The sequence below is a fragment of the Dactylosporangium sp. NPDC049140 genome, from assembly GCF_040648435.1.
The window spans coordinates 41104-66102 of record NZ_JBEZDS010000053.1 but is presented as its reverse complement, the minus strand read 5'-3'; the positions used below and the strand labels follow the sequence as shown (position 1 = coordinate 66102).

Below are 24999 nucleotides of genomic sequence, written 5' to 3'. Positions count from 1 at the left end.
GAAACTCCAGGAAAAAGTTTCCGACCTAGAGGACGACGGATCGTGACGACTGTGACCGAGAGACTCCCGTATCAGGACGCCACGCTGCCCGTCGCGCAGCGCGTCGAGGATCTCGTCGGGCGCATGACCCTCGCCGAGAAGGTCGGGCAGATGCTCCAGCTCGACGCCCGGCTCGACCTCGCCGAGGCGGTGCTGACGAAGACGACCGGCTCGCTGCTGCACTCCTCGCCCGCGCGCATCCGCGAGGCGATGGCCCTGGCCGCGACGACCCGGCTGCGCATCCCGCTGCTGATGGCCGACGACTGCATCCACGGCCACGCGTTCTGGCCCGGCGCGACGGTGTTCCCGACGCAGCTGGGCATGGCGTGCAGCTGGGACCCGGCGCTCGTCGAGCGGGCCGCGCGGGTGACCGCGACCGAGATCTCCACGACCGGCCTGCACTGGACGTTCTCGCCGGTGCTGTGCATCGCCCGCGACCTGCGCTGGGGCCGCGTGGACGAGACGTTCGGCGAGGACCCGTTCCTCATCGGGGAGCTCGGGGCGGCCATGATCAGCGGGTACCAGGGCGGCGGCCTGCACGACACGACCGCGGTACTGGCCACGGCCAAGCACTTCGCGGGCTACTCCGAGACCCAGGGCGGCCGCGACGCCAGCGAGGCCGACCTCACCCCGCGCAAGCTGCGCTCCTGGTTCCTGCCGCCGTTCCAGCGGGCGGTGGAGGCGGGCTGCGCCGTGTTCATGCTCGGGTACCAGTCGATCGACGGCGTCCCCGTGACCGCCAACCGCTGGCTGCTCGACGGGGTGCTCAAGCGCGAGTGGGGCTTCCCCGGCACGCTGGTCACCGACTGGGACAACGTCGGGCGGATGGTGTGGGAGCAGAAGGTCTGCGCCGATGACGTGGAGGCCGCGGCCATCGCGGTGGAGTCCGGCAACGACCTCATCATGACCACCCCCGCCTTCTTCGAGGCGGCGCAGGCGGCGGTCGTTCAGGGCCGCCTGGCCGAGGCGAAGATCGACGATGCGGTACGCCGGATCCTCCGCCTGAAGTTCGAGCTGGGCCTGTTCGAGAACCCCCGCGCCGCCGACGCCGAGCGGCAGGCCGCCGTCATCGGCTCGGCCCCGCACACCGAGCTCAACCTCGAGGTCGCCCGCCGCTCCCTCGTCCTGCTCCGCAACGACGGCACCCTGCCGCTGGCCGGCGGCGTGCGCCGCATCGCGCTCGTCGGCCCCAACGCCGACGACCCGCACGCCCAGCTCGGCGACTGGGCCGGCGCCTCGGGCCAGGTCGACTGGATGCCGGACGGGCACCCGCGCGAGACCGTCATCACCGTGCTGGACGGCCTCAAGGCGGCGCTGCCCGACGGCTGGGAGGTGACGTACCGCGAGGGCGCCCAGATCGGGAGCCTCCAGCCCGACCCGGCCGGCTCGCACTTCCCCGACGGCCAGCCGCGCCCGCCGCTGTTCCAGGCCGCGCCGGCCGACCCGGCGGCGATCGCCGAGGCGGTGGCCCTGGCCGAGGCGAGCGACGTCGTCGTGGCCGTCCTCGGCGACAACGTGGCCCTGACCGGCGAGGGCAAGTCGACCGCGACGCTGGACCTGCAGGGCGGCCAGGCCGCGCTGCTCGACGCGCTCGTGGCCACCGGCAAGCCGGTCGTCGTGGTACTGATCCAGGGCAAGCCGTCGACGCTGCCGGCCTCGGCCGAGCGCGCGGCCGCCGTGATCGAGGCGTTCAACCCCGGCATGCAGGGCGGGCGGGCCGTCGCCGAGCTGCTCCTGGGCGAGATCGAGCCGAGCGGCCGCCTCCCGATCTCCTTCGCGCGCCACGCCGGGCAGCTGCCGGTGTACTACAACCAGATCCGCGGCCAGCACGGCAACCGCTACGCCGACCTGACCCAGGAGCCGCTCTTCGCGTTCGGCGAGGGCCTGTCCTACTCGACGGTCGAGTACTCCGACCTGCGCATCGCCGACGCGGCGGTACCCGCGGACGGCATCATCCGCGCGAGCCTCACGATCGCCAACACCGGCGAGCGCCCGTCGCCCGAGACGGTCCAGGTGTACGTGAGCGACCTCGTCACGAGCGTCACGTGGGCCGAGCGCGAGCTCAAGGCCTTCACCCAGGTGACCGTGGCGCCCGGCACGTCGCAGACCGTCGAGGTCGAGCTGCCGGCGTCGGCGTGCACCCTGGTGACCGCCGACGCCCGCCGCGTGGTCGAGCCGGGCCGCTTCGAGCTGCTCGTCGGGCGCAGCTCCCGCCCCGTGGACCTCCTGCGTGCGCCCTTCGAGATCCGGCCCGCCGTAGCGGCGCAGTAGGGCCCGCCTCACCCCCGATCCGGGGGCGCACGGGGCTGATTCGCCACGCCGCGGGCGGGATTGTCGACGCATGTCGAACTCTCCCGCCACCGCCGCCCGCTGGCACCGCCCGCTGGTGTGCCTCGCCGCCGTCATGGGCGTGCTCACCGTCGTCGCCGTCGCCGGTCTCATCGTCGACGACCGCACCATCGGCGGCAGCCCGGCGTGGCTGAAGCCCTTCAAATTCGCCGTTTCCCTGGGGTTGTACGCCCTGACGCTCGCCTGGCTCTTACGGTTCGCCAGGCGCGGCCGGCGCACCGGCTGGTGGGCCGCGACGGTGGTCGCGCTCGCCTCCGCCGGCGAGATGGCCGCCATCGTGCTGCAGGCCGTACGCGGCCGGGCGAGCCACTTCAACAACGCCACGCCGTTCGACGAGACGGTGTGGGGCCTCATGGGCCCGACCGTGATGGTGCTGTGGACGGCCAGCCTCGTCGTCGCGATCGTGGTGGCCGTGCAGCGCGACACCGACCCCGTGGTGCGCTCGGCCGCCCGCCTGGGCTTCGCCGTCTCCCTGGGCGGCATGCTGCTGGGCTTCCTCATGACGACGCCGACCGCGGCCCAGCAGGCCGAGCTGGACCGGGGCGGCGCACCGGCGATGATCGGCGCGCACAGCGTGGGCGTCACCGACGGCGGCCCCGCGATGCCGGTCACCGGCTGGTCGACGACGGGCGGCGACCTGCGCATCGCCCACTTCGCCGGCATCCACGCGCTGCAGATGCTGCCGCTGCTGGCCCTGCTGCTGACCCTGCTGGCCGCGCGCTACCCGGCCCGCCTCGCCGCGGTCCGCACCCGGCTGCGGCTGGTACGGGTGGCCGCGGCCGGGTACGCCGGGCTCGTCGCCCTCCTCACCTGGCAGGCGCTGCGGGGCCAGCCCCTGCTGAAGCCGGACGCGACGACCCTCACGGCGGCGGCCGGGCTCGTGCTCGTCGTCCTCGCGGCGACGGCCCTGGCCGTACGCGGGCGCGCGGAGACGATCACGAACGCGCCGGTACTGCAGAACGCCTGAGAGCGGCAGCGCCGAATCGGACAGGAGCGACCGGTAATGGGCCGGTCGCTCTTGCGTGGAGCATTGTCTCGACACCGGCGAACTTGCCTCAGCTACATTGTTCTGCAATTCGGAGGATCCACGGTCAGGCACGATCGGCAGTTCCGGCGGAGTTGGCGCAAGGGCCGCTCGGGCCCGCTCTGCGAACTGCGCCTCGGCGGCCTCGACACTGCCGTACTTGTCGCAGAGCTTCTTTCGATGCCGCTGTCCGAGCCCCCCGATCGCGATGCCTCTTGTGTTCCTTTCGAAACTTCTCACCCGCGGGCGAGTAGTTACGCCGCCAGGATCCCGTTTCAAATGATGCGAGGTCCGGACCACCGAATGATGACCCGCACGAACCCGGCAGGAAACGACGGCCAAGAGACGTAACCGTCGGCAACGACGAACCGGGACCACGCTTACACGTTGCGGGGGCCGGAGGCTCCCGCCGCCATCGGCCGAGCGTCGCTTGTCAGCCCCCCGTCCAGGTAAACAAGGCGCTCGCGCCGACAGCGTCAGCTCGCCTCGCCGAGCCAGGAGCGCACCGCCGCGGCCTCCTCGTCGGTGAAGGGGATCTGGGCCGCCTCCGCCCGCGACAGGACGTTGTTCACGAAGGCCGAGCCGATCTCGGCGGGCGTGGGCGGGGGCTGGCGGTGCAGCGGGTACCCGCCGAAGGACGTCCCCCGCACCACGAACGCCACCGCGCCCCGGCTCACCGGCACGCCGTTGTCGCGCAGGCGGTCCCGGGACCAGCTCGTGCACTGGGTCAGGTTGAAGCGGTGCTCGCGCGCGTAGGCGGACAGGGTCTCGTAGATGGACGGCCACCAGGCCTGGGGCAGGCGGGGCAGGCTCAGCTGGTCGGCCAGGCGCTCGACCGGCTCGGGCAGGACGGTGCGGGGCGCGCCGGGGGCGGCCGGCTCCGGGGCCTCGTGGCGGCGCTCGTCCCACAGCAGGTGCTGGGACATGTGCAGGCCCGGCAGCTCCAGCGTCTCCAGGGCCCGGGCGAAGGAGCCGAAGCCGAACCAGTTGCTGGTGCCGACGACCGGGCCGAGCTCGCTGCGCAGGCGGTACGCGAGCGCGGCCATGTTCAGCGGGGTCCCGGCGGCCTCGTACTCGGCGCCGACGATGGTGCGGAACTGCTCGTAGGCCTCGTCCGGCACGAAGTCGGGGCCGCCCTCGTCGGCGTCGTCGAAGTCGTCGAGGTCGACCGGCTCGCCCTGGATGAGGGCGAGCAGCTGCTGGCTGTCCAGGAGCTGGTCGGCGATGGCGGTGAAGGCCTCGGCGGCGTCGGCCGGGGACACGATCATCGTGCGGCGGTCGGCGCGGCGCAGGCGCTGCAGGAGCGGGGTCATGTCCGAGTCGCCGGACGCGATGACGAACTCCTCGTAGCGGGTGTCGTCGGCCAGCGCGTCGACGGCGTCCACGACGATGCGGATGTCGGCCGCGTTCTTCGTGGCGTTGTACCGCGGGCAGTCGATGACCTCGAAGCCGGCGCGCACGAAGGAGGGGCGGAAGCGGGAGAAGTACAGCCGGCTCGGCTCCCCCGCCGCGTCGCGCGAGTTCACCCAGCCCGCCGGGTTCAGGTAGCAGCGCAGGATCAGCCAGCGCCGGGGTGTCTCGGCGGTCAGGGTGGTGGACAGGCGATGGAGCCACACGCCGGGCTCGGACGCGAACTGCACGGCGACCTCGGGATCGAGCTTGAACAGCCCGCTGAACACGTTGTCGAAGTCGAGGAAGAACGCGGTTCGCACCATCCGCGCCACCCTACTTCGCCGGCAGGGTGGCCACGAACGCGGAGGCGTCGGCCACCCATCGGTCGAGGTCGGCGTCGTCGAGCTGCTCGCCGGCCACGACGATCCAGCCGCGCATCGGCCGGCCGGTCAGGTCGAACGGCCGCACGCCCGGACGGGCCAGCGCGGCGTCGGCGTCCTCCGGGCGCAGGCGCACGAGCAGGTCGTCGCCGTGCACGCCCACGGTCATGTTCCCGGCGGTCAGGAACGCCAGGCCGCCGAACATGCGCTTCGGCGTCGCGGCCGGGAGACGGTCGCGCAGCCGCTCGGCGAGCACCTCGTCGTACGCCATCAGGTCATGCTAGGCCGGGTATGACTTTGGCAACTCCGGAAACCCTTGACCCGGGCCGCGAGCAGGCCCGGCAGGGGCCGGGGCTGAGTGAACGGTCATGAATGGTTCGTTCGTGTGTTGCTATCGTTCTGCCGGATGATGCTCTTTGACATGGAGCAACTTCACTGAGCGTCATTCAACGGCTACGCTGAATGCCCGGCGTCCTGGATGGGGAGGAAAAGGCGACCATGGTCAAGAAGATCCTCAGATGGGGTGGCCTGGCGTTCCTGGTGTTCTTCATCGCGTACCGCCCGCAGTCCGCGGCCAACGTGGTGACCTCACTCGGCGGCGGGCTGCTCGACATCGCGAACGGGTTCGGCGACTTCTTCGCCAGCCTGGGCAGCTGAGCCCGCCGTTTTTCGCACCTGGTGCACATGCATTTTTGGCACATGACGCAGCTCAGGCCGCGTCGTGCACCAGCAGGGCGATCTGCACCCGGTTGTTGAGGGCCAGCTTGGCCAGCAGGCGCGACACGTGCGCCTTCACGGTCGGCACGCCCATCCGCAGCTCGGCCGCGATCTCGGCGTTCGAACGGCCCCGGCCCACCGCCGCGGCCACCTCGCGCTCGCGGTCGGTCAGGCGGGCGAGCCGGGCCCGGGCATCGGCGCGGCGGGCCGCGGCGGCCGGGTCGGCGACGTGGTCGATGAGCCGGCGCGTCACCGCCGGCGAGAGCACGGCCTCGCCGTTTGCGACCGTACGGATCGCGCGCAGCACCTCGCGCGGCGGCGTGTCCTTGAGCAGGAAGCCGCCGGCCCCGGCGCGCAGGGCCCGCAGCACGTAGTCGTCCGCGTCGAACGTGGTGAGCACGATGATCTGCGGCGCCCGTGCGCGGGCCCGCAGCCGCTCGGTCGCCACGAGCCCGTCCACGCGCGGCATCCGGATGTCCATGAGGATCACGTCGGGTGCGTGCGCGTCGGTCAGCGCGACCGCCTCGGCCCCGTCCGCGCCCTCGGCGACCACCTCGATGTCGCCGGCGCCGCGCAGGAGCATCGCCAGGCCGGCGCGCACGAACGGGTCGTCGTCGACGATCGCGACCCGGATCGCGCGGCCCTCACCCACCGCCGCTCGCCCAGGGCAGCCAGGCGGTGAGCCGGAACTCGACGCCCGCGACACCGTGGGCGAGGCGGCCGCCCGCGAGCTCGACGCGCTCGGCGAGGCCGATCAGCCCGGTGCCGGAGCCGGGCACCGAGGACGCCGGGGCCGACAGCGGGTTGGTGACCTCGACCCGGACCCCGTCCGCGGGCGTGCCCCAGACGTGCACCTTCGCGGCGGTACCGGCGGCGTGCTTGCGGGCGTTCGTAAGGCCCTCCTGCACGATGCGGTACACCGTGCGCCCGACGGTCACGTCCGGCCGCTCGCCCTCGGGCAGGGCGCTCTCGTAGCCGGCGCCGGCCGCCGCGACGAGGCCGCGGATGTCGGCGAGCGTCGGCTGCGGCCGTTCCCCGTCGCGGAACGCCGACGTGTCGCGCAACACGCCGATGACCGCGCGCAGCTCGCTCAGCGCCTCGTGCGCGTTCGTGCGGATCACGCCGGCCGCCGACGACACCTCCTCCGGCGAGGCGTCGGTGCGCAGCTCCAGCGCGCCCGCGTGCAGGCTCACGAGCGACAGGCGGTGCGCGAGCACGTCGTGCATCTCGCGCGCGATGCGCGTCCGCTCGGTCAGCCGCGCCTGCTCGACCCGCAGCCGCTGCTCCGACTCCAGGCGCGCGGCCCGCTCGCGCAGGGAGGCCACGAGGCGGCCCTGGGCTCCGGCGAACAGGCCCCAGCCCAGGGCGCCCGCGACGATCCCGCCCCGCACGACCAGGTCGACGGCGAGGGGGTGGCGCGGGTCGGGCTGCAGCGCGAAGTACACCAGCACGCTGCCGATGTCGGCCGCCGCCACCGGGACCGCCGGGCCGGCCCCGCACCGCACGGCGAGCGCGAACACGGAGACGGCGAGCGCGGGGGTCACCGAGCCGGCGACCGCGCCCGCCGGAACGAGCAGGAGGGCCACGAGCAGGGGGTGGCGGCGGCGGTACCACAGCAGAAGGCTCCCCACCGTCCCCACCGCGGCATCGACCGGCCAGCTCAGGGCCGGCTCCGAGCCCGGGCGCGCCCATCCGGCGTCGCCGGTGCGCAGCAGCAGGGCGCCGATCGCGAGGCACCCGGCCACGCCGGCCGCGTCGGCCAGGAGTCGGCGGCGGGAGCGCGGCATGTGCGAAGGGTACGACGGCCCGGTCCCGCGCGGGACCGACCAAAGTCGGGGGTGCCCCGCTACCGGGGACGGATGCCGGCCCGCGGTCCGGGGCCGCACGCTGGCCCGCATGATCGAGGTTGCGGAGCTTTCGCGGCGGTACGCCGGCCGGCCGGTCGTCGACGGGGTCACCTTCCGCTGCGAGCCGGGCACGGTGACCGGGTTCCTCGGCCCCAACGGCGCCGGCAAGTCCACGACGCTGCGCATGATCTGCGGGCTGACGGCCCCGTCGGGCGGGCGGGCGACTGTCGATGGGGTGCCGTACCGCGAACTGCCCGACCCCGGCCGGCGGTGCGGGGTGCTGCTCGACGCGGCCGCCCAGCACGCCGGCCGCACCGGGCGCGAGACCCTGGCCCTGTCCGCGCGCCTCCTGCGCCTGCCGCGGGCCCGCGTCGAGGCCGTGCTCGAGTGCGTCGGCCTGGCCGGGGCGCCCGCCCGGCGGCGCGTCGGCACGTACTCCCTCGGCCAGCGCCAGCGCCTCGGCGTCGCCCACGCCCTGCTCGGCGCGCCCGGCGTGCTCATCCTCGACGAGCCCGCCAACGGCCTCGACCCCGAGGGCATCCGCTGGATGCGCCGCCTCCTGCGCGAGCACGCCGACGCCGGCGGGACGGTCCTGCTCTCCTCGCACCTGCTGGCCGAGGTCGAGCGCGTCGCCGACCGGCTCGTCGTCATCGCGGGCGGCCGGATCGTGGCCGAGGGCACGCCCGCGCAGCTCGCCGGGGGCGGCGATCTCGAGGACTCGTTCCTGCGCCTGACCGGAGGTACCTCCCGATGAACCTGATGCTGGTGGAGCTGCGCAAGACGGTCGACACGCGGGCCGCGCGGTGGCTGCTCGCGGCCGTCGCGGTCCTGGCCGTCGCGGCTCCCGCGGTGCCGACCGGCCCGCGCACGTTCCCGGCCCTCGCCGCCGCCGCGCAGCTGCCGGTGTCGATCCTGCTGCCCGTGCTCGCGGTGCTGTCGGTGACCAGCGAGTGGTCGCAGCGCACGGCGCTCGTCACCTTCGCGCTGGTACCCGGCCGGTGGCGCGTCGTGCTCGCCAAGCTGGCCGCGGTCGTGGTGCTGGGCGCGGCCGGGGCCGGGTTCGCGCTCGCCGCCGCGCTCGTGCTGTGCGCGGGCCGCGGCGCGTCCGCGGCCGTCGCCGGGCAGCTCGTGCTCGTCGACCTCGCGACGATGCTGTGCGCGTTCGGCTTCGGCCTGCTGCTGCTCGCCTCCCCGGCGGCGATCGCCGCGTACTACGTGGTGCCGATCGGCTGGGCGGCCGCGGGCCGGCTGGTGCCCGCCCTCGAACCGGCGGCGCGCTGGCTGGACCTGAGCCGCACCCGGGTGCCGCTGGCCGAGGCGGGGGTGGGCGCGGCGGAGTGGGCCCGGTTCGCCGCGTCCGCCGCGCTGTGGGTCGCGGCCCCGATCCTGCTCGGCCTGGTCCGCACGGCCCGCGCCGAGATCCGGTGACGCGGCCGGGTGGAACCACCGCCGCGAGCGGGACCGGCACGAGTCCGCGGCGGGGTGCGCTCGCCGCGCGGACCGGGCTGGGCCTCTACATCGTGCGGAACCTGGCCCAGGCCAACGGCGGGGACGTGCACCACGAGCCGAACCCGGGCGGCGGCGCGCGGTTCGTGCTCGACCTGGAGGCGGCTCAGGCGTAAGCGGGCAGCCGCACGGCCTCGGCGGTGCGGCGGGCCGCGTTGGCGATCATCTGCTTGCCGGGCAGGTACGGCACCAGCCGCATGTACTGGTTCAGCAGCGCGGTCGCCACCCGGCCCTGCGGCACCATCATCCTGGCGTTGCCCTCGGCGCCGCGCTGGGCGCCCTCGGCGTACGGGCGCATGAGGCGCTCGTAGGCGGCGAACCCGGCCGCGTGGTCGCCGCCGGACCGCAGCAGCTCGCCGGCGAGCACGTAGGCGCCGACGACGGCGAGCCCCGAGCCCATCCCGGACAGCAGGCACGGCGAGTAGCCGGCGTCGCCGAGCAGCGCGACGCGGCCGGTGTGCCAGGCGGGCATGCGCACCTGGGCGACGGAGTCGACGTAGAGGTCGTTGCCGTCGAGGGCCTGCAGCAGCCGCGGAGTGACCCAGCCGACGCCCCGGAACGCCTCACGGATCATCCGTTGCGGGTCGGCGCCCTCCGCCCCGTCCGGGGTCGGGAAGAACAGCTGGGCCCACGCCGGCCCGCTGCGGTCCGAGCGGCCGACGATGACGACCTTGCTGGCGGTGCGGTACGCCAGCGCCGAGTTCGGCGGCCCGAGCTCGCCGGGCACGGGGAAGATCGCGCAGTGCAGGCCGAGGTGGCGCACGTACTGCTCCTCGGGTCCGAACGCGAGCGCCCGGACCCGCGAGTGCAGCCCGTCGGCCCCGATCACCAGGTCGAAGCGCTCCGCCGGGGCGCGCTCGAAGGCCACGGTCACGCCGTCGGGGTCCTCGTGCAGCGCGGTGACGGTGTCGCCGAAGCGGTACGCCACCCCGAGCGGCGCGGTGGCGTCGTGCAGGATGCGGCCCAGGTCGCTGCGCAGGATCTCGATGTCGCCGGCGAAGAGGTCGGCGGGCAGGGTGCTGATGCGCCGGCCGCGCTCGTTGACGTAGTGCATGGCGCCCATGCCGGTGCGGTGGCGCTCGACCTCCTCCAGCACGCCCATGCGGCGCAGCACCGACAGGTGGACGTCGCCGCGGAAGTCGACCGCGTGGCCGCCGGTGCGCAGGCCGGGCGCGCGCTCGACGACGGTGACGGCCGCGCCGCCCCGCCGCAGCCAGTAGGCCAGGGCCGGCCCGGCGACGCCGGCACCCGAGATCAGGACGTGCATGAGAACCTCCGCGTGTTTATAGGTTAAGCAGTTCTGTTTAAGTATTAAACACCACTGCTGATGATATAAACAAGCGGTGGGAGAGATCGCGGATTTCGGGGTGCCGGCCAGCATCGCGGCGGCCTGGGGCGTACAGGACCGCCCCGGCTACGGGCCGCGGCCCGGGCTGAGCCTGGAGCGCATCGTCGACACGGCGGTGCGGGTGGCGGCGGCGGAGGGCCTGGCCGCGGTGTCGATGGTCCGGCTGGGCAAGGAGCTCGGCACGTCGGCGATGGCGCTGTACCGGTACGTGGCCGCGAAGGACGAGCTGCTCGACCTGATGCTCGACCGGGGCCTGGGGCCGCCCGCGGACGGCGCCGGCGCGACCGGCTGGCGGGCCGGGCTGCAGGAGTGGGCGCAGGCGCTGCTCGCGGCGATGCTCGCCAACCCGTGGACGCTGCAGGTGCCGGCCGGCGCGCCCCCGATCACCCCGAACCAGATCCGATGGCTGGAGCGCTGCCTGGCCGCACTGGCGGGCACCGGGCTGGCCGAGCCCGAGAAGCTCTCGATCGTGCTGCTGCTTTCGGGGTACGTCCGCAGCTTCGCCAGCACCGCCGCCGCGATGCACCCCGGCGACCGCAAGCCCGTCGACTACGGCCGCGCGCTGGCGCGCCTCACCGATCCCGAGCGCTTCCCGGCCATCACGGCGGCGATCGCGGCGGGCGCGATCGACGACGACGCCGACTACGACGCCGCCGCCGAGTTCGCGTTCGGCCTCGACCGCGTCCTGGACGGCATCGCGGCCCTCGTCGAACGCTAGGCCCTGTCCTGCCGATCATGCCGGCTCGACACGATCGGCAGGACAGGGCCTAGAAGCGCGGCCGCAGCTCGGCCAGGAGGCGGTCCGGCTCCAGGATCGGGCCGAGGTGGCCCAGGCCGTCGAGGGGCACGAACTCCTTGGACGGGGCCTCGATCGCGTCGAGGTACTCGCGGGCCGGCTCCGTCCACGCGTAGTGGTCGTCGGTGCCGTGCAGGAAGACGACCGGCACCTCGAAGCGGGTGCCGAGGGTCTGCGGCGTCACGGCCATCGTCTCGTCGTACAGGCCCTGGGGCAGCCGCATCGCGTCGAACAGCGTGTGCCAGTGGTCCCGCGGGCCGAGGCCCGGCATGAGCAGCGGGCGCACGAGCAGGGCGCGCTGCCAGGCGCCGATCTCCGGGTCGACGGCCATGGCGTAGCGCAGCCGCCGGATCCAGCCCGCGGGGGTCGGGTACGGCGGGCGGCCGAGGCGGTCCAGCCCGGCCACCACCCGGCGCCGGCCCCGGGACTCGGCCGCGCGCCGGGTCCAGTCGTAGGCCAGCACCTCGTTGCGGGGCATGTCGGCCATCTGGCCCAGGCCGGCGTACGCGCGCACCAGGTCGGGCCGCCGCCGCGCGATGCGCACGCCGGTGACGCTGCCCTGGGAGTGCCCGAGCAGCACGACCGGGCCCCGGCCGAGGTGCTCGATGAGCTCGATGCCGTCGGCGGCCAGGCGGTCGAACGTCAGGTCCGAGATGTCGGCGACCCGGGTCCGGCCGACGGCGCGGCGGTCCCACAGCACGACGGTGAAGTGCCGCTCCCAGGCGGCCAGCAGCGGGGTGAACGGCACCATCGAGAGGCCGTGGCCGGCCAGCACCAGCAGGACCGGGTGGGCCGGGTCGGTACCGCGGACCTGCACCCATTGGCGGATGCCACCGAGCTCGACGTAGCCGCGCTCGTCGATCTTCCGTGGTTCGAGGACACGCTTCCACATAGATAGAAAGTGACAGGTCAAAATCTACCTGTCAATATCTGGCTGTAGGGTGGAGCGATGTCGCTGCGCTTCGCCCTGCTCGGGCTGCTGGCCGAGGAGCCGGCCAGCGGGTACGACCTGGCCCGCAAGTTCGAGAACGGCCTGCGCCGCCACGCGTGGCACGCCCAGCAGAGCCAGATCTACCCGGAGCTGAACCGGCTCGCCGCCGACGGGCTCGCCGCGGTGGTCGCCGAGGGCGCGCGCGGGCGGCGGACCTACGCCATCACCGGCACCGGGCGGGCGGAGCTGCGCCGCTGGGTGATGGACCTCGACGACGAACCCGTGGTCCGCAACGAGTTCGCGCTGCGGCTGTTCCTGCTGTCCACACTGGAGGCCGACGACGCCCGCGCGGTGCTGCGGCAGGTGGCGGACGGCTGCCTGCGCGAGCACGAGCGGCTGCGGGCCGCGGTGACCGGCCGGGTGGGCCCGGACGCGACAGTGCCCGTCGGGCTGTTCGCGGCCGAGATGGGCGCCCGGTACTTCCTGTCTGTGCACGAGTGGGCGATCTGGGCGCTTGAACACCTTGACCGCGGACATCGACAAGAGTGAGATTGACCCATGTTGCGACGTTCGGTGGTGGTCGGTTCCGTTCTGGCGCTCGCGCTCGCGGGCCTGCCCGCCGCGGCCTCGGCCGCCCCCGACAACCAGGTGGAGAAGCTCCTCGCGGGGATGACGCTGCCCGAGAAGGTCGGGCAGATGTTCGTCGGGTACGTGTACGGCGACAACGCCACCGCGCCCGCCGCGGCCGACGTCGCCGCGAACACGACCCGCTACGGGGTCGGCACCGGCGCCGAGGTGCTGCAGCGCTACCACCTGGGCGGGGTCATCTACTTCAGCTGGAGCCACAACCTCGCCGCGCCGCCCCAGGTGGCCGCGCTGTCCAACCAGCTGCAGGCCGCCGCCCGCGCCGACTCCGGCATCCCGCTGCAGATCAGCACCGACCAGGAGGGCGGGATCGTCACCCGGATCGGCGCGCCGCTGGCCGTGTCGCCGGGCAACATGGCGATCGGCGCGACCCAGGACCCGGTCAACGCGCTGCGGGCGGCCCGGGTGAGCGGCCAGGAGCTGCTCGCGCTCGGCATCAACGTGGTCGACGCGCCCGTCGTGGACGTCAACACCAACCCGCACAACGCCGCCGACGGGCCGCGCTCGTTCGGCGACCGCACCGCCCAGGTCTCGCTCTTCGGCGCCGCGGCCGTCGCCGGCTACCGGCTCGCCGGGATCGGGGCCCAGGCCAAGCACTTCCCCGGCCTCGGCGACACGACGGTCAACACCGACAACGGCGTCGCGGTGACAAACGAGAGCCGGGCCCAGATCATGGCGACCCACGTGCCGCCGTTCCGCGCCGCGATCGCCGCCGGCGTGCCGAGCATCATGGCCGCGCACATCGTGGCGCCCGCGCTCGACCCGTCCGGCGCCCCGGCGAGCCTGTCCCGCCCGATCGTCACCGGCCTGCTGCGCGAGCAGCTGCACTACGACGGCGTGGTCATCACCGACGCGCTCGACGCCGCCGCCCTCGCCGGCATACCTCAGGGCCAGATCGTGCTCGACGCCATCGGCGCGGGCGTCGACCAGCTCCTCATGCCGGCCGACCCGCCCGCGGCCATCCAGGCGGTGCTCGACGCCGTCGCCGCCGGCACGCTGCCGGAGGCCCGGATCAACCAGTCGGTCCGGCGCATCCTGCGCATGAAGCGCGAGCTCGGGCTGTTCGGCCGCGCCGACGTGCCCACGCCGGTCGTCGGCACCCCCGAGCACCTGCAGACCATGTCGTCCATCGCCGCCCGCTCCGTCACCGAACTGCGCGGGGCCGGCCTGCCGCTCGCGCCCGGCGCCCACGTGCTGGTCACCGGCTGGGGCGTGAGCACCACGCAGAACCTGACCAACGAGCTCAACGCCCGCGGCGTGACCGCGACCCGGCTGTGGACGGGCTCGCCGTCCCCGGCGGTCATCGCGCAGGCGGTGGCGGCCGCCCAGACCGCGGACGCGACGGTGGTGACGACGAACAACGTGTGGTCGGACCCGACCCAGGTGGCGCTGGTCGAGGCGCTGCTCGCCACCGGGCGGCCGGTCGTCGTGACGTCGGTCGGCGGGCCCTACGACATCGCGTACTTCCCGCAGGCCCCCGCCTACCTGGCCGCCTACGACTACCAGCTGGTGTCGGTGACCGCCCTGGCCGACACCCTGACCGGCCGCGCGGGCGCCCCGGGCCGCCTGCCGGTGACGATCCGCACCCCGGACGGCTCGGCGGTGCTGTACCCCTTCGGCAGCGGCGCCTAGAGCACCGCGACGGGCTCGCCCCCGTGGCGGGGTGACTCGGCCTCGTCGAGCATCGCGGCCGCGACGGTCGCGCGGCTCACGCGGGCCGGGAAGAGGCGGCGCGGCACGTCGGGCAGGGCCACCGTGCGCCGCGCCGGGGCCAGCGGGCCGTCGGTCAGCGGGCCGGCGTGGAACACCGTGCCGCCCGCGGCCAGGACGGTCCCGGTCGCCGCAACCCGGTCCGGCAGCTCCTTGCCCATGAACGTGCGCAGCAGGGCCCGGGTCAGGGCGCCCGCCGCCGGGGCCGAGGGGCCGGTGCCCAGGGCCGCCAGCCAGACGATCCGCGCCTTCGCGGCCGCCGCCGCCGCGGCCCCGGCGGCCAGGACGCCCGGCGCCTCGCCGGAGGCGATGCCCAGGCCGGAGAGCACGACCGGCACGCCGTCCAGGGCCTGCGCGATCGCCGCCGGATCGAGGACGTCGGCCGCCACCCGGACCACGCGGGGGTCGTCGGGCAGGCGGGACGGGTCGCGGGCGACCGCGCGGACGGTGTGGCCGCGCTCCAGGGCCTGGCGTACCAGCTCGCGCCCGGTGCCGCCGGTCGCGCCGAGGACGGTCAGCTCCATCACAGGTCTCCGAAGGCCTTCAGCGCCTCGGCGTGCAGGGCCGGCGGCGTGACGAGCAGGTCCGGCGCGCCCGGGCGCCACGGGGCGCCGGCCAGGTCGGTCGCGACCGCGCCCGCCTCCGTCGCCAGCAGGGTCGCGGCGGCCACGCCGGTCACGGCCGGGGCGTACTGCCAGAACGCGTCCGAGCGGCCCTGCGCCACCGCCAGGAGCGGGAACGTGGTCGGGATGGTGGTGCGCACCAGCAGCGCGCGGCCCATCAGGGCGCCCAGCGCCGCGCCGATGCGGGCCTGCAGCTCGGCCGGCTCGTCGCCGACCTGGCTGGTCTCGACGATGGCGTCGGCGAACGCGGTCTTCGGCGAAACCCGCAGCCGGAGCCCGTTCTCGAAGGCGCCGCCGCCCGGGGTCGCGATGTACAGGCGGTCGCCGACCGGCTGGTAAACGACGGCGAGCTCGGTCGCGCCGTCGCGGACGAGGGCGATGCCCACGCACCACTCGGGGCGGCCGTGCAGCAGGTTGACGGCGCCCTCGACGTCGTCGACGGCCCACCACTCCCCCGCGCCCAGGTTCGCGCGCTCCTCGTCGTCGGTGACCCAGCGGGCCTGCGGGCGCAGCCGCCCGAGGGCCTCCCGCAGCGGGTCGTGCACGGTCGCGTCGAGCCGGGCGGCGGCGGCCGACATGGCGTCGCGGCCGGCGAGGCGGGAGTCGGGCGAGTACAGCTTCAGCAGGCGCCCGCCGAAGTCGCGGGCGGTCTCGATGACCGGTTGCAGCAGCCCCATGCCGCAAGTCTTCGGCGGGCCCGGCATTGCGGCAAGTGCATCCTTGGTACCTCTAGAGTTACCCCTGTGCACTCTCTCGACCTCAACCTGCTGACCGCGCTCGACGCGCTGCTGGAGGAGGGCAGCGTGCTCGGCGCGGCCCAGCGGCTGCACCTGTCGCCGCCCGCGATGAGCCGGACGCTGGGCCGGATCCGGCGCGCCACCGGCGACGCGATCCTGGTGCGCACCGGCCGGACGATGACCGCCACGCCCTATGCGGTACGCGTCCGGGCCGACGTGCACCGGCTCGTGCAGGAGGCGCGGGCGCTGCTGGCCTCCGACGCCGACGCGGACCCCGCGACCCTCGCGCGCACGTTCACGCTGCGCTTCCACGACGCCATCACCGCCGCCGTCGGCCCGGGGCTGCTCGCGGCGGTGCGCACGCGGGCGCCCGGGGTACGGCTGCGGTTCCTGGCCGAGGCCGGCGCCGACACGAGCGACCTGCGGCACGGGCGGGTGGACGCGGAGATCGGCTCGACCGAGCCGGAGCGGCCGGAGATCCGCGGCGAGCTCCTCGGCCGGGCCGAACGGGTGGTGGCGGTCCCGGCCCGGTGGCGCGGGAAATCGCTGACGCTGCGGCGGTACACCACGATCCCGCACGTCATCGTGTCGCGCCGCGGGAGGCTCCGGGACCCGCTCGACGACGCCCTGGAGGCGCTCGGGCTCGCCCGTGCCACCGTCGCCGCGGCCCCGACCGTGGACGCCGCGCTCGCCCTCGCGGCCGCGATCGGCGCCGCGGTCACCGTGCCCGACCGGATGACCGCGGACGCGTTGGCCCGGCACGGGATGCGGCGGCTGCCGCTGCCCCTCGACGCGCCGCCGGTGCCGGTGGTCCTGTCCTGGCACCAGCGCAACGACACCGACCGCGCCCACGCCTGGCTGCGCACGGTCCTGCGCGAACAGGTCGCGGCGGCCCTGGCCTAGACCCAGCGGTTGCCCAGCCAGAGCCGGTCGAGCCAGTCCGTGTACGGGATCGGGACGCCCGCGTAGATGGGGTAGAAGTACGCGAAGCACGCGGCGACCAGCAGCACGTACACCCCGGCGATCACGGCCCCGGTGCGTCTTCGCGCGCCGCCGGGCGGGCCGATGACGGCGCCGAGGACGTAGACCACGGCCAGGATCAGGAACGGCTCGGCCGGCAGGGCGTAGAAGTAGAACATGGTGCGGTGCGCGGGCATCGACTCGAACCAGGGCACGATCCCGGCCAGCGCGGCCGCCATGACGAGCCAGGCCCGCCCGTCGCGCCGGGCGACGGCCAGCCAGCCGAGGGCGGCCAGCGCGGGCGTGAACGACCACCACAGCAGCGGCGTGCCCAGCAGCAGGATCTCCGCGGTGCACTCGCTGGCCGAGCAGGTGGCGTTGGGGTCCACGTAGAAGGCGACCGGGCGGCCGAGCAGCAGCCACTGCCAGGGCCACGACTGGTACCGGTGCGGCTTGTCCAGCGTCGTGTGGAACGCGTACGCGGTCTCGTGGTAGTGGACCAGGTTGACGATCGGGTCGATGAAGCGGTCGTGCGTGAGGTTGTGCGTCGCGGCGTACCAGTGCCGGAAGTAGCCGTCGTCGGAGAGGAACCAGCCCCACCAGACGTTGACGTAGGCCAGCAGCGCGAGGCCGAGGAACGCGACGAACCACCCGACCGCGGCCGGGATGCTCTCGGCGATCCAGTGCCGCACGCCGGCGCTGCGGCGGGCGCCCGCGTCGAAGACCACGGCGGCGACGGCGAACAGCAGCAGGTACCACAGCCCGCTCCACTTGACGCCGCAGGCGAGCCCCAGGGCGACGGCGCAGGCGATGCGGTACCACGGAGTCCCGAGCTTGGGCCGCAGAGTGCTGCCGCCGGCCTCCAGCACCGCCAGCCACCGCGCGCGCCGCTGCTCCCGGTCGAGGACCAGCAGCAGGAACGCCGCGACGACCCAGAACATCAGGAAGATGTCGAGCAGCGCGACCCGCGAGAGCACGAAGTGCATGCCGTCCAGCGCCATCAGCAGCCCGGCCGCGGCCGCGAGCAGCGGGGAGCGGAAGAGCCGCCAGGCCGCCATCATCAATGGCACGATCGCGGCGACGCCGACGACGACCGCGCAGATGCGCCAACCGAAGGAGTTGTACCCGAAGAGCTGCTCCCCGGCCGCGATCATCCACTTGCCCAGCGGCGGATGCACCACGTACTCGGGCTGGCCGGTCTCCGGGTTCCACTCCACGCCGCGCTGGAGGAGGTCCTGTGCCTCGTTGGCGTAGTACACCTCGTCGAACATGACCTCCCTCGGGTGCGCGAGGTTGACCAGGCGCAGCACCAGCGCGACCCCGGCGACGAGGGCGGCGGCGAGCCAGAACCGGGCCGGGTACGGTCCCGGCCGGTCCAGCCGCCGCCGTGCGATGCCGATACGCTCCCCGTTGCTCACCGAATCAGTGAACCGTGTCCGTCGCGGTGATCGTCACCTGGGTCGGCAGCACGCCGGAGCCGATCGACGCCGCGATCGCGGACGCCTCCGCCTTGTCGAAGGAGCCCGAGATCTGGGCGTCGCCGGGGATGACGGCCTGGATCGTCGGGGCCGACACGACCGCGTCGTCGACCACGATGGCGACCTGCTTGCCGATCGCGTCCCGGGTCAGGTCCGTCCAGCGGCCCTGCCCGGACGGGGTGAAGCTGATGGTCACCGCCCACCCGGCCTGGGACCGCTCCACCTTGGCCCCGGCGAGGTCGGCGATGCTCGCCCGGGCGACGTCGAGCCGGTACTTCACGGACTCGTCGCACGCGGTCAGCGGGGCGTCGTCGGCCAGGTCGGCCGGCGCGCGCCGGCCGAGCATCGCGCAGGTGACCCCGGGCACGGCGTACTGCACGGCCGCCGGCAGCGCCGAGACCTCGCCGCAGGTGAGCTTGTCGAAGCCCGTGAGCTTCGCGGCGCCGGGCGCGTCGGGGCCGGCGAGCGCGGTCGCGGCCTGGTAGGTGGCGTCGCCGAGCTTCGCCTTGGCCGAGGCCAGCCGGCCCGCCGGATCGGCCCCGGCCGGCCCGTCGGCCTTGCAGCCGGCGCCCGGCGAGTCGTGGAACTGCTCCAGCACGATGCGGAACGTGAGGTGCCCCGGGGCCAGCACCGACCTGGCCAGCTCGGCGTCGTCGGCGGCGACGGTCACCCGCAGCGTGTCGGCCCCGGTCGTGGTGACGTTCGGCCGGCCGGCGCCGCTCTTGCGCAGCCGGTCGTGCAGGATCTGCTTCGTCCGGTCCACCGCGCCGGCGTCGGGGGCGGCGCCGCCGGGCCCGGCGAGGTGCAGGGTGAAGGCGGCGTCGCCCTTGACCGGGCCCCCGCCGAAGCGCCCGGTGAGGTAGACGGCGGCGGTGATGCCGGCCGCGAGGAGCATGAGCACGACGAGGCCGATCACCAGCCAGAACCACGTCGGGTTGCGCCGGGTCTGCGGCTGGAGCGCGGGCGGGTAGGACATGCCGCCAGGGTACGGCGGCATGTCTCGTCCGATCAGCCCGCGGCGCGGTACGCCTCGCCGGCCGGAGTGGGGGTGGAGCCGTCGCGGTACAGGCCGTACGCCACCGAGTCGCCGACCGCCGGCAGCGAGAACCACGCGTAGCGCTCGATGTAGGAAGCGGCCTGCATCTGGGTCGTCGTGCGCGTGATGAACGACGTGATCTGGGCCGTGTTCGGGTACTTCGGCGTGCCGGTGAAGTTCATCAGCCCGTACTCGGTGATCCAGATCGGCAGGTTGTACCGGTCGTGCACCCGCTGGACGTAGCCGAGGAACTGGCCCACGGCGGCGTCGGAGAAGTCGGAGCCGTACCAGTGCAGCGGGATGAAGTCGACCCGCCGGTTCTGCTGCCGCGCGAGGGTCATGAAGCGGTCGAGCCAGCCGCCGGGCGTGTCGCCGCCGTAGGCGACCGCCGGGCTGCCGAGGCGCATCCCGGTCGCCTCCAGCCGCGGCCACAGGGCGAGCGCCTGCTCGACCGTCAGGTTCGACTGCTCCTTGAGGTCGGGCTCAGGCTTGGGGCATCACCCTGGCCACGCGGATCGAGGTGCTGTTCGCGCCCGCGGCCGGGTAGGCGGCGCTGCCGTCCGGGTAGGCCTTGAACGCCTGGTAGTTGTGGTCCTTCGCGCCGATGGTGAACTGGGCGCCGACGGCCGCGCCGCTGCCGGAGTCGTACACCTGCGCCGCCATCGACGAGCCGGACTCCCACGCCATGAGCATGCGGCCGGAGCCGTACGTCACCAGGTGCGGATGGGCCGTCTTGGCCGACGTCTGCTTGGTCGAGTCCGCGGCGCCGGTGCTGAAGTGCGACAGCCGGGCCTGGCCGCCCTGGCTCCAGGCGGTCCAGTAGCCGGAGGTCTGGGCCAGCACCAGGTCGCCGCCGAAGAGCGTGTTGTCGCAGGCGCCGGCGGCGACGGTGCGGTACGGGTGCGGCTGGGCGATGCGGCAGCTGTTGTCGGTCGCGCAGACCATCGCGAAGTGGCTGGAGCGCGGGTCCCACACGATCCGGGTCCCCCAGCTGTGGCTGCAGCCGACCTCGAAGGCGTCCTTGTGGTTGACGAGGCCGCCGCCGGAGTTCACGACCTGCATGCGGTCGCCCTCGTGAATGTCCACACAGGACCCGTTCTGCACGGTGATGGCGACGCCGAAGTACGCCGCGTAGTTGCTGCCGTCGTAGGCGAGGCGGCCGTAGTGCTGGTACCACCACACGAAGCGGGCGCCGTTGTCATAGCCGCCGAGGCTCGAGCTGAGGTTCGTGACCTGGCGCTCCCACACCTGCTTGCCGTTGTTGTCGAACCGGATCATGTGCATCGTGTTGCACGGGCTCGACGAGCCCCCGCACAGCGGGCCGTCGTGGCACTCCCCCTTGCGCGTCAGGAGCAGCACGCCGCCGTTCGCGTCGGCCGAGACGTCCTGCAGGTCGATGCCGTCGAAGCTGGTCGGGGTGCCGACGAGCTTGTCGTCGCAGCCGAGCCGGCCCAGGTACACCTTCCCGTTCGTGCCGAGCCAGGCCAGCCACGAGCCGCCGCCGGGGGTCGCGGCGATCGCCATGGGCAGCGGGTCGGTGTCGCCCTCCCGGCCGTAGCCGGTGACCGCGGTGCCGACGCTGACGTCGGTCACCTTCACCACGGGCGTCGCGCTCGCGGTGCGGCCGCACGGGCCGGTCTCCTTCGGCGGGGCGGCACTGCTCGCCGCGGCGCTCGGGTTCGCGCTGCTCGACGCGTCCGCGGCCGCGGCCAGTCTCGCCGCTTCGCCGCCGGACTGGGCCGCGGCGCCCGGACCGGTGCCCGAGGCGGGGCCGCTCGAGGAAAAGGCGGCGACGGCGCCGATGGTGGCGGCGACCGCGAGGCCGGCGACGGCGGCGATGACGACCCGCCGCCGGGAGAGTTCGAACGGGAGCTTCACGGGGCGAATATAGGGGTGGATTCGGTCGTGTTTCGGGCCGTTCGGCGGCGGAAAGCCAAACTTAAGCGAGGCATAAAACCCACCGCCGAACTGGCCTTTTGTTGTTACTTGTCACATGAAATCCGGGCCCCGGCCCGATTCGGCCTCCGCGCGGCGTCACCGAATCGGGCCGGGTGGCTTTACAGGTTCCAGACCTGGAACTCGCTGATCTGGGCGGCCGGCCAGCCGGTGTTGGCGGTGACCGTCACGCGCCAGTACCGCTGGGTCGCCGCCGGGAAAGTGAGCGTCGCGGACGGTCCGAACGTGTACGAATTTGTCGCAACGACCGTCGTGAACGACGAACCGTCGCTCGAAGCGCTCAGTGTCAGTGTCTGATTGCGCGCGCCCCACGTCGCCGGCAGTTGCAGCACCACCGTCGTGGCCGACTTCGCGGCGCCGAGGTCGACCTGCACCCACTGCGGGAACGCGTTGTTCGCGCTCTCCCAGTACGTGGCCTGGTTGCCGTCGGTGACGTTGCCCGAGCCGTACGTCTGGTTGTGCGACGACTCCGAGGTGGGCCGGCCGGCGGCGAGGTTGGCCGGGGTCGGGGTACCGCCGCCCTGGGTGAACTGCAGGCTGTTGAGGTTCCAGCCGGCGTTGTCCTGCGCGAGCGTGAGCACCTGCTGACCGGCCGGGAGCGTCAGCGTCGCGGTGGCCGTGCCCCACGTCTGCCAGCCGCCGGTCGCCGGGATGTTCACCGCGCCGGTGAGGTTGGCCCCGGACGCGTTCGCGAGGTGCAGGGCGCCGGTGACCGCGCTCGGGGCCGCGACCCGGGCCGTGAGCGTGTACTGTCCGGCGGTGGCGACGTTCACCGTGTACCGGAACCACTGCCCGCCGCTCGTCCAGCCGAGGTTGTACCCGCCGCCGGTGTCCGAAGTGGACTCCAGGTCGACGCCGTCGGCGCGGTAGCCGTTGGCGTTGCCGTTCACCGAGGTCACGTTGTACGCCAGGCCCTGGCCGCCGGTGTCGTAGTTCTCGGCCTGCACGGTGCCGGGGACGGCGGCCGGGGCGCCGCCGAACGGGGCCTCGACCGGGCCGCTCCCGCCCTGCCAGCTGTTGCCGCTCAGGGTGGCCGTGAAGCCGCCGGAGTTGTTGACGTATGCGCTCGCCCCGCTCTTGAGCCCGGTGACCGAGTTGCCGGTGATGCCGGCCGAGCCGCTCGGGGCCGGGTAGAACGGCGGCGCGACGACGATGCCGTTGCGGCCGGGGTTGGTGACGGTGTTGTTCTGCAGCACTGTGTTCGTCGACTGGCTGAAACCGACACCGTCGTACAGCGAGCCCACCACGGTGTTGTTCGAAACGGTCACTCGGTCGACGACGCCGACGTTCTGCCCGTCACCGCCGTTGCCGACGTGCAGCGCCGGCTGGCCCTGGCTGTAGCCGTTGCCACCCGAACGGGAGACGACGTTGTTCGCGACGGTCGCGCCCAGCAGGTCACTGCCGTTGACGCCGAACCGGCCGGCCCCGAGGCCGATGTACCGGGCGGTGTCGCTGACCGCGTTGTACTCCACGTCGTGCCCGCCGCCGCCGTAGATCCCGATGCCCTTGCCGCCCCACGGGGCGACGATCGTGTTGCGCGTGAACGAGATGTTCGACATCGCGGTGTAGTACGTCCGGTTACCGTTGCTGTCGGTGTTGTAGTTGACCGAGTTGATGGCCATGCCGTCGTCGCCGGTACCGCGCACGAAGTTGTTCGTTGCGCTCAGGTTGTTGCCGACCGAACTGTTCAGCGAGACGTTGTTCAGGTTGATGCCGTCGGCCCAGATCGTGGTGAGCCGGCTGTTGCGGACCTGGCCGCCGGTGCCGGAGGCCCAGAAGCCCGAGAGCGTGTGCTGGGTCCAGATGTCGTCGGCGACCCAGTTGGTGCCGGTGGTGTCCATCGCGCCGCCGGCGCCGTCCACGGTGGCCCGGCTGGTGGCGTTGGAGTCGATGTGGAAGTCCTTCACCGTGCACGACGTCAGGTCGAAGACGGCGCCGAGGGGCTGGGGGTTCGGCAGCGGTACCGCGCGGTAGACGGTGCTGTACCACGGCCCCGCGCCCGCGATGGTGATGCCGGTCGCGTGCAGGCCGCTCGTACCCTTGAGGTAGAACGTCCCGGCCGGAATCCAGAGCGTCTGGTTCTGGGCCTGCGCCTGGTTGATGCAGTTCTGGATCGGCCCGGTGCTGTCCACGTTGGGGTCGTCGGCGGCCGCGCCGCACGAGACGATCGAGATCGAGTTGGCCGGCTGCGCGATCGGCGCCGGGTTCTCCACGTCGACGACGTCGATGTCGTAGAACGCCGCCGAGTTCGCCGCGTCGCGCTGGAGCGCGAACGTGGCCCCGGGCGCGATGGGCGTGCCGGTGACGAATGTGCGCGCCTCGTCGAAGAACACGCGCGGATTGCCGTCGGCCGGGGTCTGGTCGGAGCTGTCGTTGTAGTGGTTGTTCCCCTCGTACACCCAGGACTGCTTGGACGTGAGCGAGAGCGCCTGGCGGTAGGCCCCGTCGACGTACAGGTTGAGCGAGGCCGTGATCCCCCCGCCGCCGGGCGAGTCGGGAATGCTCGCGCGCACCACGATCGCACTGATCGGCCGTCCGGTCGTGTTCGTCCACTGCACCTTCTGCCCGGTGGCGGCGAGTCGCACGAAGGCGTGGCCGGAGGCTTCGAGCTCGGGGCTGGAGTACTGCGTGGTGGGGGCGGCGGTGAGCGCCCGGGTGGCGGCTCCCCCGGCGACGACCCCGGCCTCGGCCTCAAAGCTGGTGAACGGCGTGGCGGCCCCGGCAGCGGCCCGAGCCGGCGCCGGCGAGGCGGCGACGACGGCGGCCCCGACGAGCACGGCCAAGGCCAACGGCCCCACCGCGCGACGCACAACACGCATCGATGATCGTGCCATGGAGTGTCCCTTCAGGATCTTGCACACGTAGCGGCGTACGCAAGTATTTGCAGACAACACTCTCTAAGCTGACACGTCAAGAGCTCAATTTTTCATTCGCCCCTCCAAACCCCAACGCAACCGTGGAGCCCTGACCACCCCGCAACGACCACTCGCACGACGCACACCGCCAACCAGCACCGCCCGCACGGACACTCATAGGTCACCGACCCGCACACAACCGAACAGCCGCTCGCACAACCCGCACAACGTCGACAACCCTCACGCGACACACAGATGCGCGAACGCACGGAAGCCGGGGGATGCACGGATGCACGGATGAGCGGACGCGCGAACGCACGGATGCGCGATGAGCGAACGCACGGACGCACGGATGAGCGAACGCACGATGAGCGAACGCGCAGATGAGCGAACGCGCAGATGAGCGAACACACGAATGCACGGATGCGCGATGAGCGAACGCGCAGATGAGCGAACACACGAATGCACGGATGCGCGATGAGCGAACGCGCAGATGAGCGAACGCGCGACGCGCAGATGAGCGGAGGAGCAGACGCGCGGACGCACGATGCACGGATGAGCGGACGCGCGGACGAGCGGACGCGCGGATGAGCGGACGCGCGGATGAGCGGACGCGCGGATGAGCGGACGCGCGGATGAGCGGACGCGCGGATGAGCGGACGCGCGGATG

22 protein-coding genes and 1 pseudogene are annotated in these 24999 nt (G+C 73.4%); 10 read left to right on the top strand and 13 right to left on the bottom strand.

Annotated elements, in window-relative coordinates:
- Positions 1 to 51: 51 nt before the first annotated feature.
- Both AB0B76_RS48660 and AB0B76_RS48655 read left to right on the top strand, forming a co-directional pair.
- The gene (locus AB0B76_RS48660; protein ID WP_360389802.1) at positions 52 to 2310 is read left to right on the top strand and encodes a glycoside hydrolase family 3 N-terminal domain-containing protein; all 2259 of its coding nucleotides are present in this window, start codon (positions 52 to 54) and stop codon (positions 2308 to 2310) included.
- Positions 2311 to 2380: 70 nt separating this feature from the next.
- Positions 2381 to 3355, top strand: coding sequence for a hypothetical protein (locus AB0B76_RS48655; protein ID WP_360389799.1), 975 nt, complete (start codon positions 2381 to 2383; stop codon positions 3353 to 3355).
- A 533-nt stretch (positions 3356 to 3888) separates the two neighbouring features.
- Here AB0B76_RS48655 and AB0B76_RS48650 read toward each other — a convergent pair.
- Positions 3889 to 5127, bottom strand: a complete 1239-nt coding sequence (locus tag AB0B76_RS48650) for an NYN domain-containing protein (RefSeq protein WP_360389797.1) — start codon at positions 5125 to 5127, stop codon at positions 3889 to 3891.
- Positions 5128 to 5137: 10 nt separating this feature from the next.
- Entirely contained in the window at positions 5138 to 5455 is a 318-nt protein-coding gene (locus tag AB0B76_RS48645) for a TfoX/Sxy family protein (RefSeq protein WP_360389794.1), read from the bottom strand.
- Between the two features lie 227 nt (positions 5456 to 5682).
- Between AB0B76_RS48645 and AB0B76_RS48640 the strand changes: the two genes are divergently transcribed.
- Entirely contained in the window at positions 5683 to 5841 is a 159-nt protein-coding gene (locus tag AB0B76_RS48640; RefSeq protein WP_360389791.1) for a hypothetical protein, read from the top strand.
- 52 nt (positions 5842 to 5893) lie between these two features.
- Here AB0B76_RS48640 and AB0B76_RS48635 read toward each other — a convergent pair whose 3' ends face one another.
- Both AB0B76_RS48635 and AB0B76_RS48630 read right to left on the bottom strand, forming a co-directional pair.
- Positions 5894 to 6553, bottom strand: coding sequence for a response regulator transcription factor (locus AB0B76_RS48635; protein ID WP_360389788.1), 660 nt, complete (start codon positions 6551 to 6553; stop codon positions 5894 to 5896).
- Positions 6546 to 7688, bottom strand: coding sequence for a histidine kinase (locus AB0B76_RS48630; protein ID WP_360389785.1), 1143 nt, complete (start codon positions 7686 to 7688; stop codon positions 6546 to 6548). The genes AB0B76_RS48635 and AB0B76_RS48630 overlap by 8 nt, the downstream gene beginning before the upstream one ends.
- 109 nt (positions 7689 to 7797) lie before the next feature.
- On the opposite strand from AB0B76_RS48630, the gene AB0B76_RS48625 reads away from it, so the two are divergent.
- Genes AB0B76_RS48625 through AB0B76_RS48615 form a run of 3 tightly spaced genes read left to right on the top strand, consistent with a single transcriptional unit; the run spans position 7798 to position 9370 of the window.
- On the top strand, positions 7798 to 8502 hold the full coding sequence (locus tag AB0B76_RS48625) for an ATP-binding cassette domain-containing protein (RefSeq protein WP_360389782.1): 705 nt from the start codon (positions 7798 to 7800) through the stop codon (positions 8500 to 8502).
- Positions 8499 to 9176, top strand: coding sequence for an ABC transporter permease (locus AB0B76_RS48620; RefSeq protein ID WP_360389780.1), 678 nt, complete (start codon positions 8499 to 8501; stop codon positions 9174 to 9176). The genes AB0B76_RS48625 and AB0B76_RS48620 overlap by 4 nt, the downstream gene beginning before the upstream one ends.
- Entirely contained in the window at positions 9173 to 9370 is a 198-nt protein-coding gene (locus AB0B76_RS48615; protein ID WP_360389777.1) for an ATP-binding protein, read from the top strand. Before AB0B76_RS48620 ends, AB0B76_RS48615 begins: the two co-directional genes overlap by 4 nt.
- On the opposite strand, the gene AB0B76_RS48610 is transcribed toward AB0B76_RS48615, so the two are convergent.
- A complete protein-coding gene (locus AB0B76_RS48610) occupies positions 9361 to 10521 on the bottom strand; it encodes an FAD-dependent monooxygenase (protein ID WP_360389774.1) in 1161 nt (386 codons plus the stop codon). The two genes, AB0B76_RS48615 and AB0B76_RS48610, sit on opposite strands and share 10 nt — an antisense overlap.
- A gap of 76 nt (positions 10522 to 10597) precedes the next feature.
- Here AB0B76_RS48610 and AB0B76_RS48605 point away from each other — a divergent pair, with 76 nt between their 5' ends.
- Positions 10598 to 11320 (top strand): TetR/AcrR family transcriptional regulator, encoded by a 723-nt coding sequence (locus tag AB0B76_RS48605; RefSeq protein WP_360389771.1) that lies wholly within the window; start codon positions 10598 to 10600, stop codon positions 11318 to 11320.
- A 49-nt stretch (positions 11321 to 11369) separates the two neighbouring features.
- Here AB0B76_RS48605 and AB0B76_RS48600 read toward each other — a convergent pair whose 3' ends face one another.
- Positions 11370 to 12290 carry an alpha/beta hydrolase gene (locus AB0B76_RS48600; protein WP_360389768.1) on the bottom strand — a complete coding sequence of 307 codons (921 nt, stop codon included), beginning with the start codon at positions 12288 to 12290 and terminating at the stop codon, positions 11370 to 11372.
- A gap of 57 nt (positions 12291 to 12347) precedes the next feature.
- Here AB0B76_RS48600 and AB0B76_RS48595 point away from each other — a divergent pair, with 57 nt between their 5' ends.
- A complete protein-coding gene (locus AB0B76_RS48595; protein ID WP_360389765.1) occupies positions 12348 to 12878 on the top strand; it encodes a PadR family transcriptional regulator in 531 nt (176 codons plus the stop codon).
- A 9-nt stretch (positions 12879 to 12887) separates the two neighbouring features.
- Positions 12888 to 14606 carry a glycoside hydrolase family 3 N-terminal domain-containing protein gene (locus tag AB0B76_RS48590; protein WP_360389762.1) on the top strand — a complete coding sequence of 573 codons (1719 nt, stop codon included), beginning with the start codon at positions 12888 to 12890 and terminating at the stop codon, positions 14604 to 14606.
- On the opposite strand, the gene AB0B76_RS48585 is transcribed toward AB0B76_RS48590, so the two are convergent.
- Positions 14603 to 15208 (bottom strand): NAD(P)H-binding protein, encoded by a 606-nt coding sequence (locus AB0B76_RS48585; RefSeq protein WP_360389759.1) that lies wholly within the window; start codon positions 15206 to 15208, stop codon positions 14603 to 14605. The genes AB0B76_RS48590 and AB0B76_RS48585 overlap by 4 nt on opposite strands.
- On the bottom strand, positions 15208 to 15984 hold the full coding sequence (locus AB0B76_RS48580; RefSeq protein ID WP_360389756.1) for an inositol monophosphatase family protein: 777 nt from the start codon (positions 15982 to 15984) through the stop codon (positions 15208 to 15210). The genes AB0B76_RS48585 and AB0B76_RS48580 overlap by 1 nt, the downstream gene beginning before the upstream one ends.
- A gap of 66 nt (positions 15985 to 16050) precedes the next feature.
- Here AB0B76_RS48580 and AB0B76_RS48575 point away from each other — a divergent pair, with 66 nt between their 5' ends.
- Entirely contained in the window at positions 16051 to 16947 is an 897-nt protein-coding gene (locus AB0B76_RS48575) for a LysR family transcriptional regulator (RefSeq protein WP_360389753.1), read from the top strand.
- Here AB0B76_RS48575 and AB0B76_RS48570 read toward each other — a convergent pair.
- The 5 genes and pseudogenes from AB0B76_RS48570 to AB0B76_RS48550 form a co-directional block, all read right to left on the bottom strand.
- A complete protein-coding gene (locus AB0B76_RS48570) occupies positions 16944 to 18422 on the bottom strand; it encodes a phospholipid carrier-dependent glycosyltransferase (RefSeq protein WP_360389750.1) in 1479 nt (492 codons plus the stop codon). The two genes, AB0B76_RS48575 and AB0B76_RS48570, sit on opposite strands and share 4 nt — an antisense overlap.
- Before the next feature lie 4 nt (positions 18423 to 18426).
- The gene (locus tag AB0B76_RS48565) at positions 18427 to 19458 is read right to left on the bottom strand and encodes a hypothetical protein (RefSeq protein ID WP_360389747.1); all 1032 of its coding nucleotides are present in this window, start codon (positions 19456 to 19458) and stop codon (positions 18427 to 18429) included.
- 32 nt (positions 19459 to 19490) lie between these two features.
- A pseudogene (locus AB0B76_RS48560) lies at positions 19491 to 19991 on the bottom strand (glycosyl hydrolase); the annotation flags it as partial.
- Positions 19992 to 20001: 10 nt separating this feature from the next.
- Complete coding sequence (locus AB0B76_RS48555; RefSeq protein WP_360389744.1) at positions 20002 to 21396, bottom strand: hypothetical protein; 1395 nt, start codon at positions 21394 to 21396, stop codon at positions 20002 to 20004.
- 179 nt (positions 21397 to 21575) lie between these two features.
- Positions 21576 to 24293, bottom strand: a complete 2718-nt coding sequence (locus AB0B76_RS48550) for a carbohydrate-binding protein (protein WP_360389741.1) — start codon at positions 24291 to 24293, stop codon at positions 21576 to 21578.
- Positions 24294 to 24999 lie beyond the last annotated feature (706 nt).

What these genes read in the sequence shown, in the direction of transcription:
- AB0B76_RS48580 (WP_360389756.1), bottom strand. Translation starts at nt 15,984, where the DNA reads ATGGGGCTGCTGCAACCGGTCATCGAGACCGCCCGCGACTTCGGCGGG.
- AB0B76_RS48645 (WP_360389794.1), bottom strand. Translation starts at nt 5,455, where the DNA reads ATGGCGTACGACGAGGTGCTCGCCGAGCGGCTGCGCGACCGTCTCCCG.
- AB0B76_RS48640 (WP_360389791.1), top strand. Translation starts at nt 5,683, where the DNA reads ATGGTCAAGAAGATCCTCAGATGGGGTGGCCTGGCGTTCCTGGTGTTC.
- AB0B76_RS48625 (WP_360389782.1), top strand. Translation starts at nt 7,798, where the DNA reads ATGATCGAGGTTGCGGAGCTTTCGCGGCGGTACGCCGGCCGGCCGGTC.
- AB0B76_RS48565 (WP_360389747.1), bottom strand. Translation starts at nt 19,458, where the DNA reads ATGTCCTACCCGCCCGCGCTCCAGCCGCAGACCCGGCGCAACCCGACG.
- AB0B76_RS48620 (WP_360389780.1), top strand. Translation starts at nt 8,499, where the DNA reads ATGAACCTGATGCTGGTGGAGCTGCGCAAGACGGTCGACACGCGGGCC.
- AB0B76_RS48585 (WP_360389759.1), bottom strand. Translation starts at nt 15,208, where the DNA reads ATGGAGCTGACCGTCCTCGGCGCGACCGGCGGCACCGGGCGCGAGCTG.
- AB0B76_RS48650 (WP_360389797.1), bottom strand. Translation starts at nt 5,127, where the DNA reads ATGGTGCGAACCGCGTTCTTCCTCGACTTCGACAACGTGTTCAGCGGG.
- AB0B76_RS48595 (WP_360389765.1), top strand. Translation starts at nt 12,348, where the DNA reads ATGTCGCTGCGCTTCGCCCTGCTCGGGCTGCTGGCCGAGGAGCCGGCC.
- AB0B76_RS48590 (WP_360389762.1), top strand. Translation starts at nt 12,888, where the DNA reads ATGTTGCGACGTTCGGTGGTGGTCGGTTCCGTTCTGGCGCTCGCGCTC.
- AB0B76_RS48550 (WP_360389741.1), bottom strand. Translation starts at nt 24,293, where the DNA reads ATGCGTGTTGTGCGTCGCGCGGTGGGGCCGTTGGCCTTGGCCGTGCTC.
- AB0B76_RS48655 (WP_360389799.1), top strand. Translation starts at nt 2,381, where the DNA reads ATGTCGAACTCTCCCGCCACCGCCGCCCGCTGGCACCGCCCGCTGGTG.
- AB0B76_RS48610 (WP_360389774.1), bottom strand. Translation starts at nt 10,521, where the DNA reads ATGCACGTCCTGATCTCGGGTGCCGGCGTCGCCGGGCCGGCCCTGGCC.
- AB0B76_RS48600 (WP_360389768.1), bottom strand. Translation starts at nt 12,290, where the DNA reads ATGTGGAAGCGTGTCCTCGAACCACGGAAGATCGACGAGCGCGGCTAC.
- AB0B76_RS48630 (WP_360389785.1), bottom strand. Translation starts at nt 7,688, where the DNA reads ATGCCGCGCTCCCGCCGCCGACTCCTGGCCGACGCGGCCGGCGTGGCC.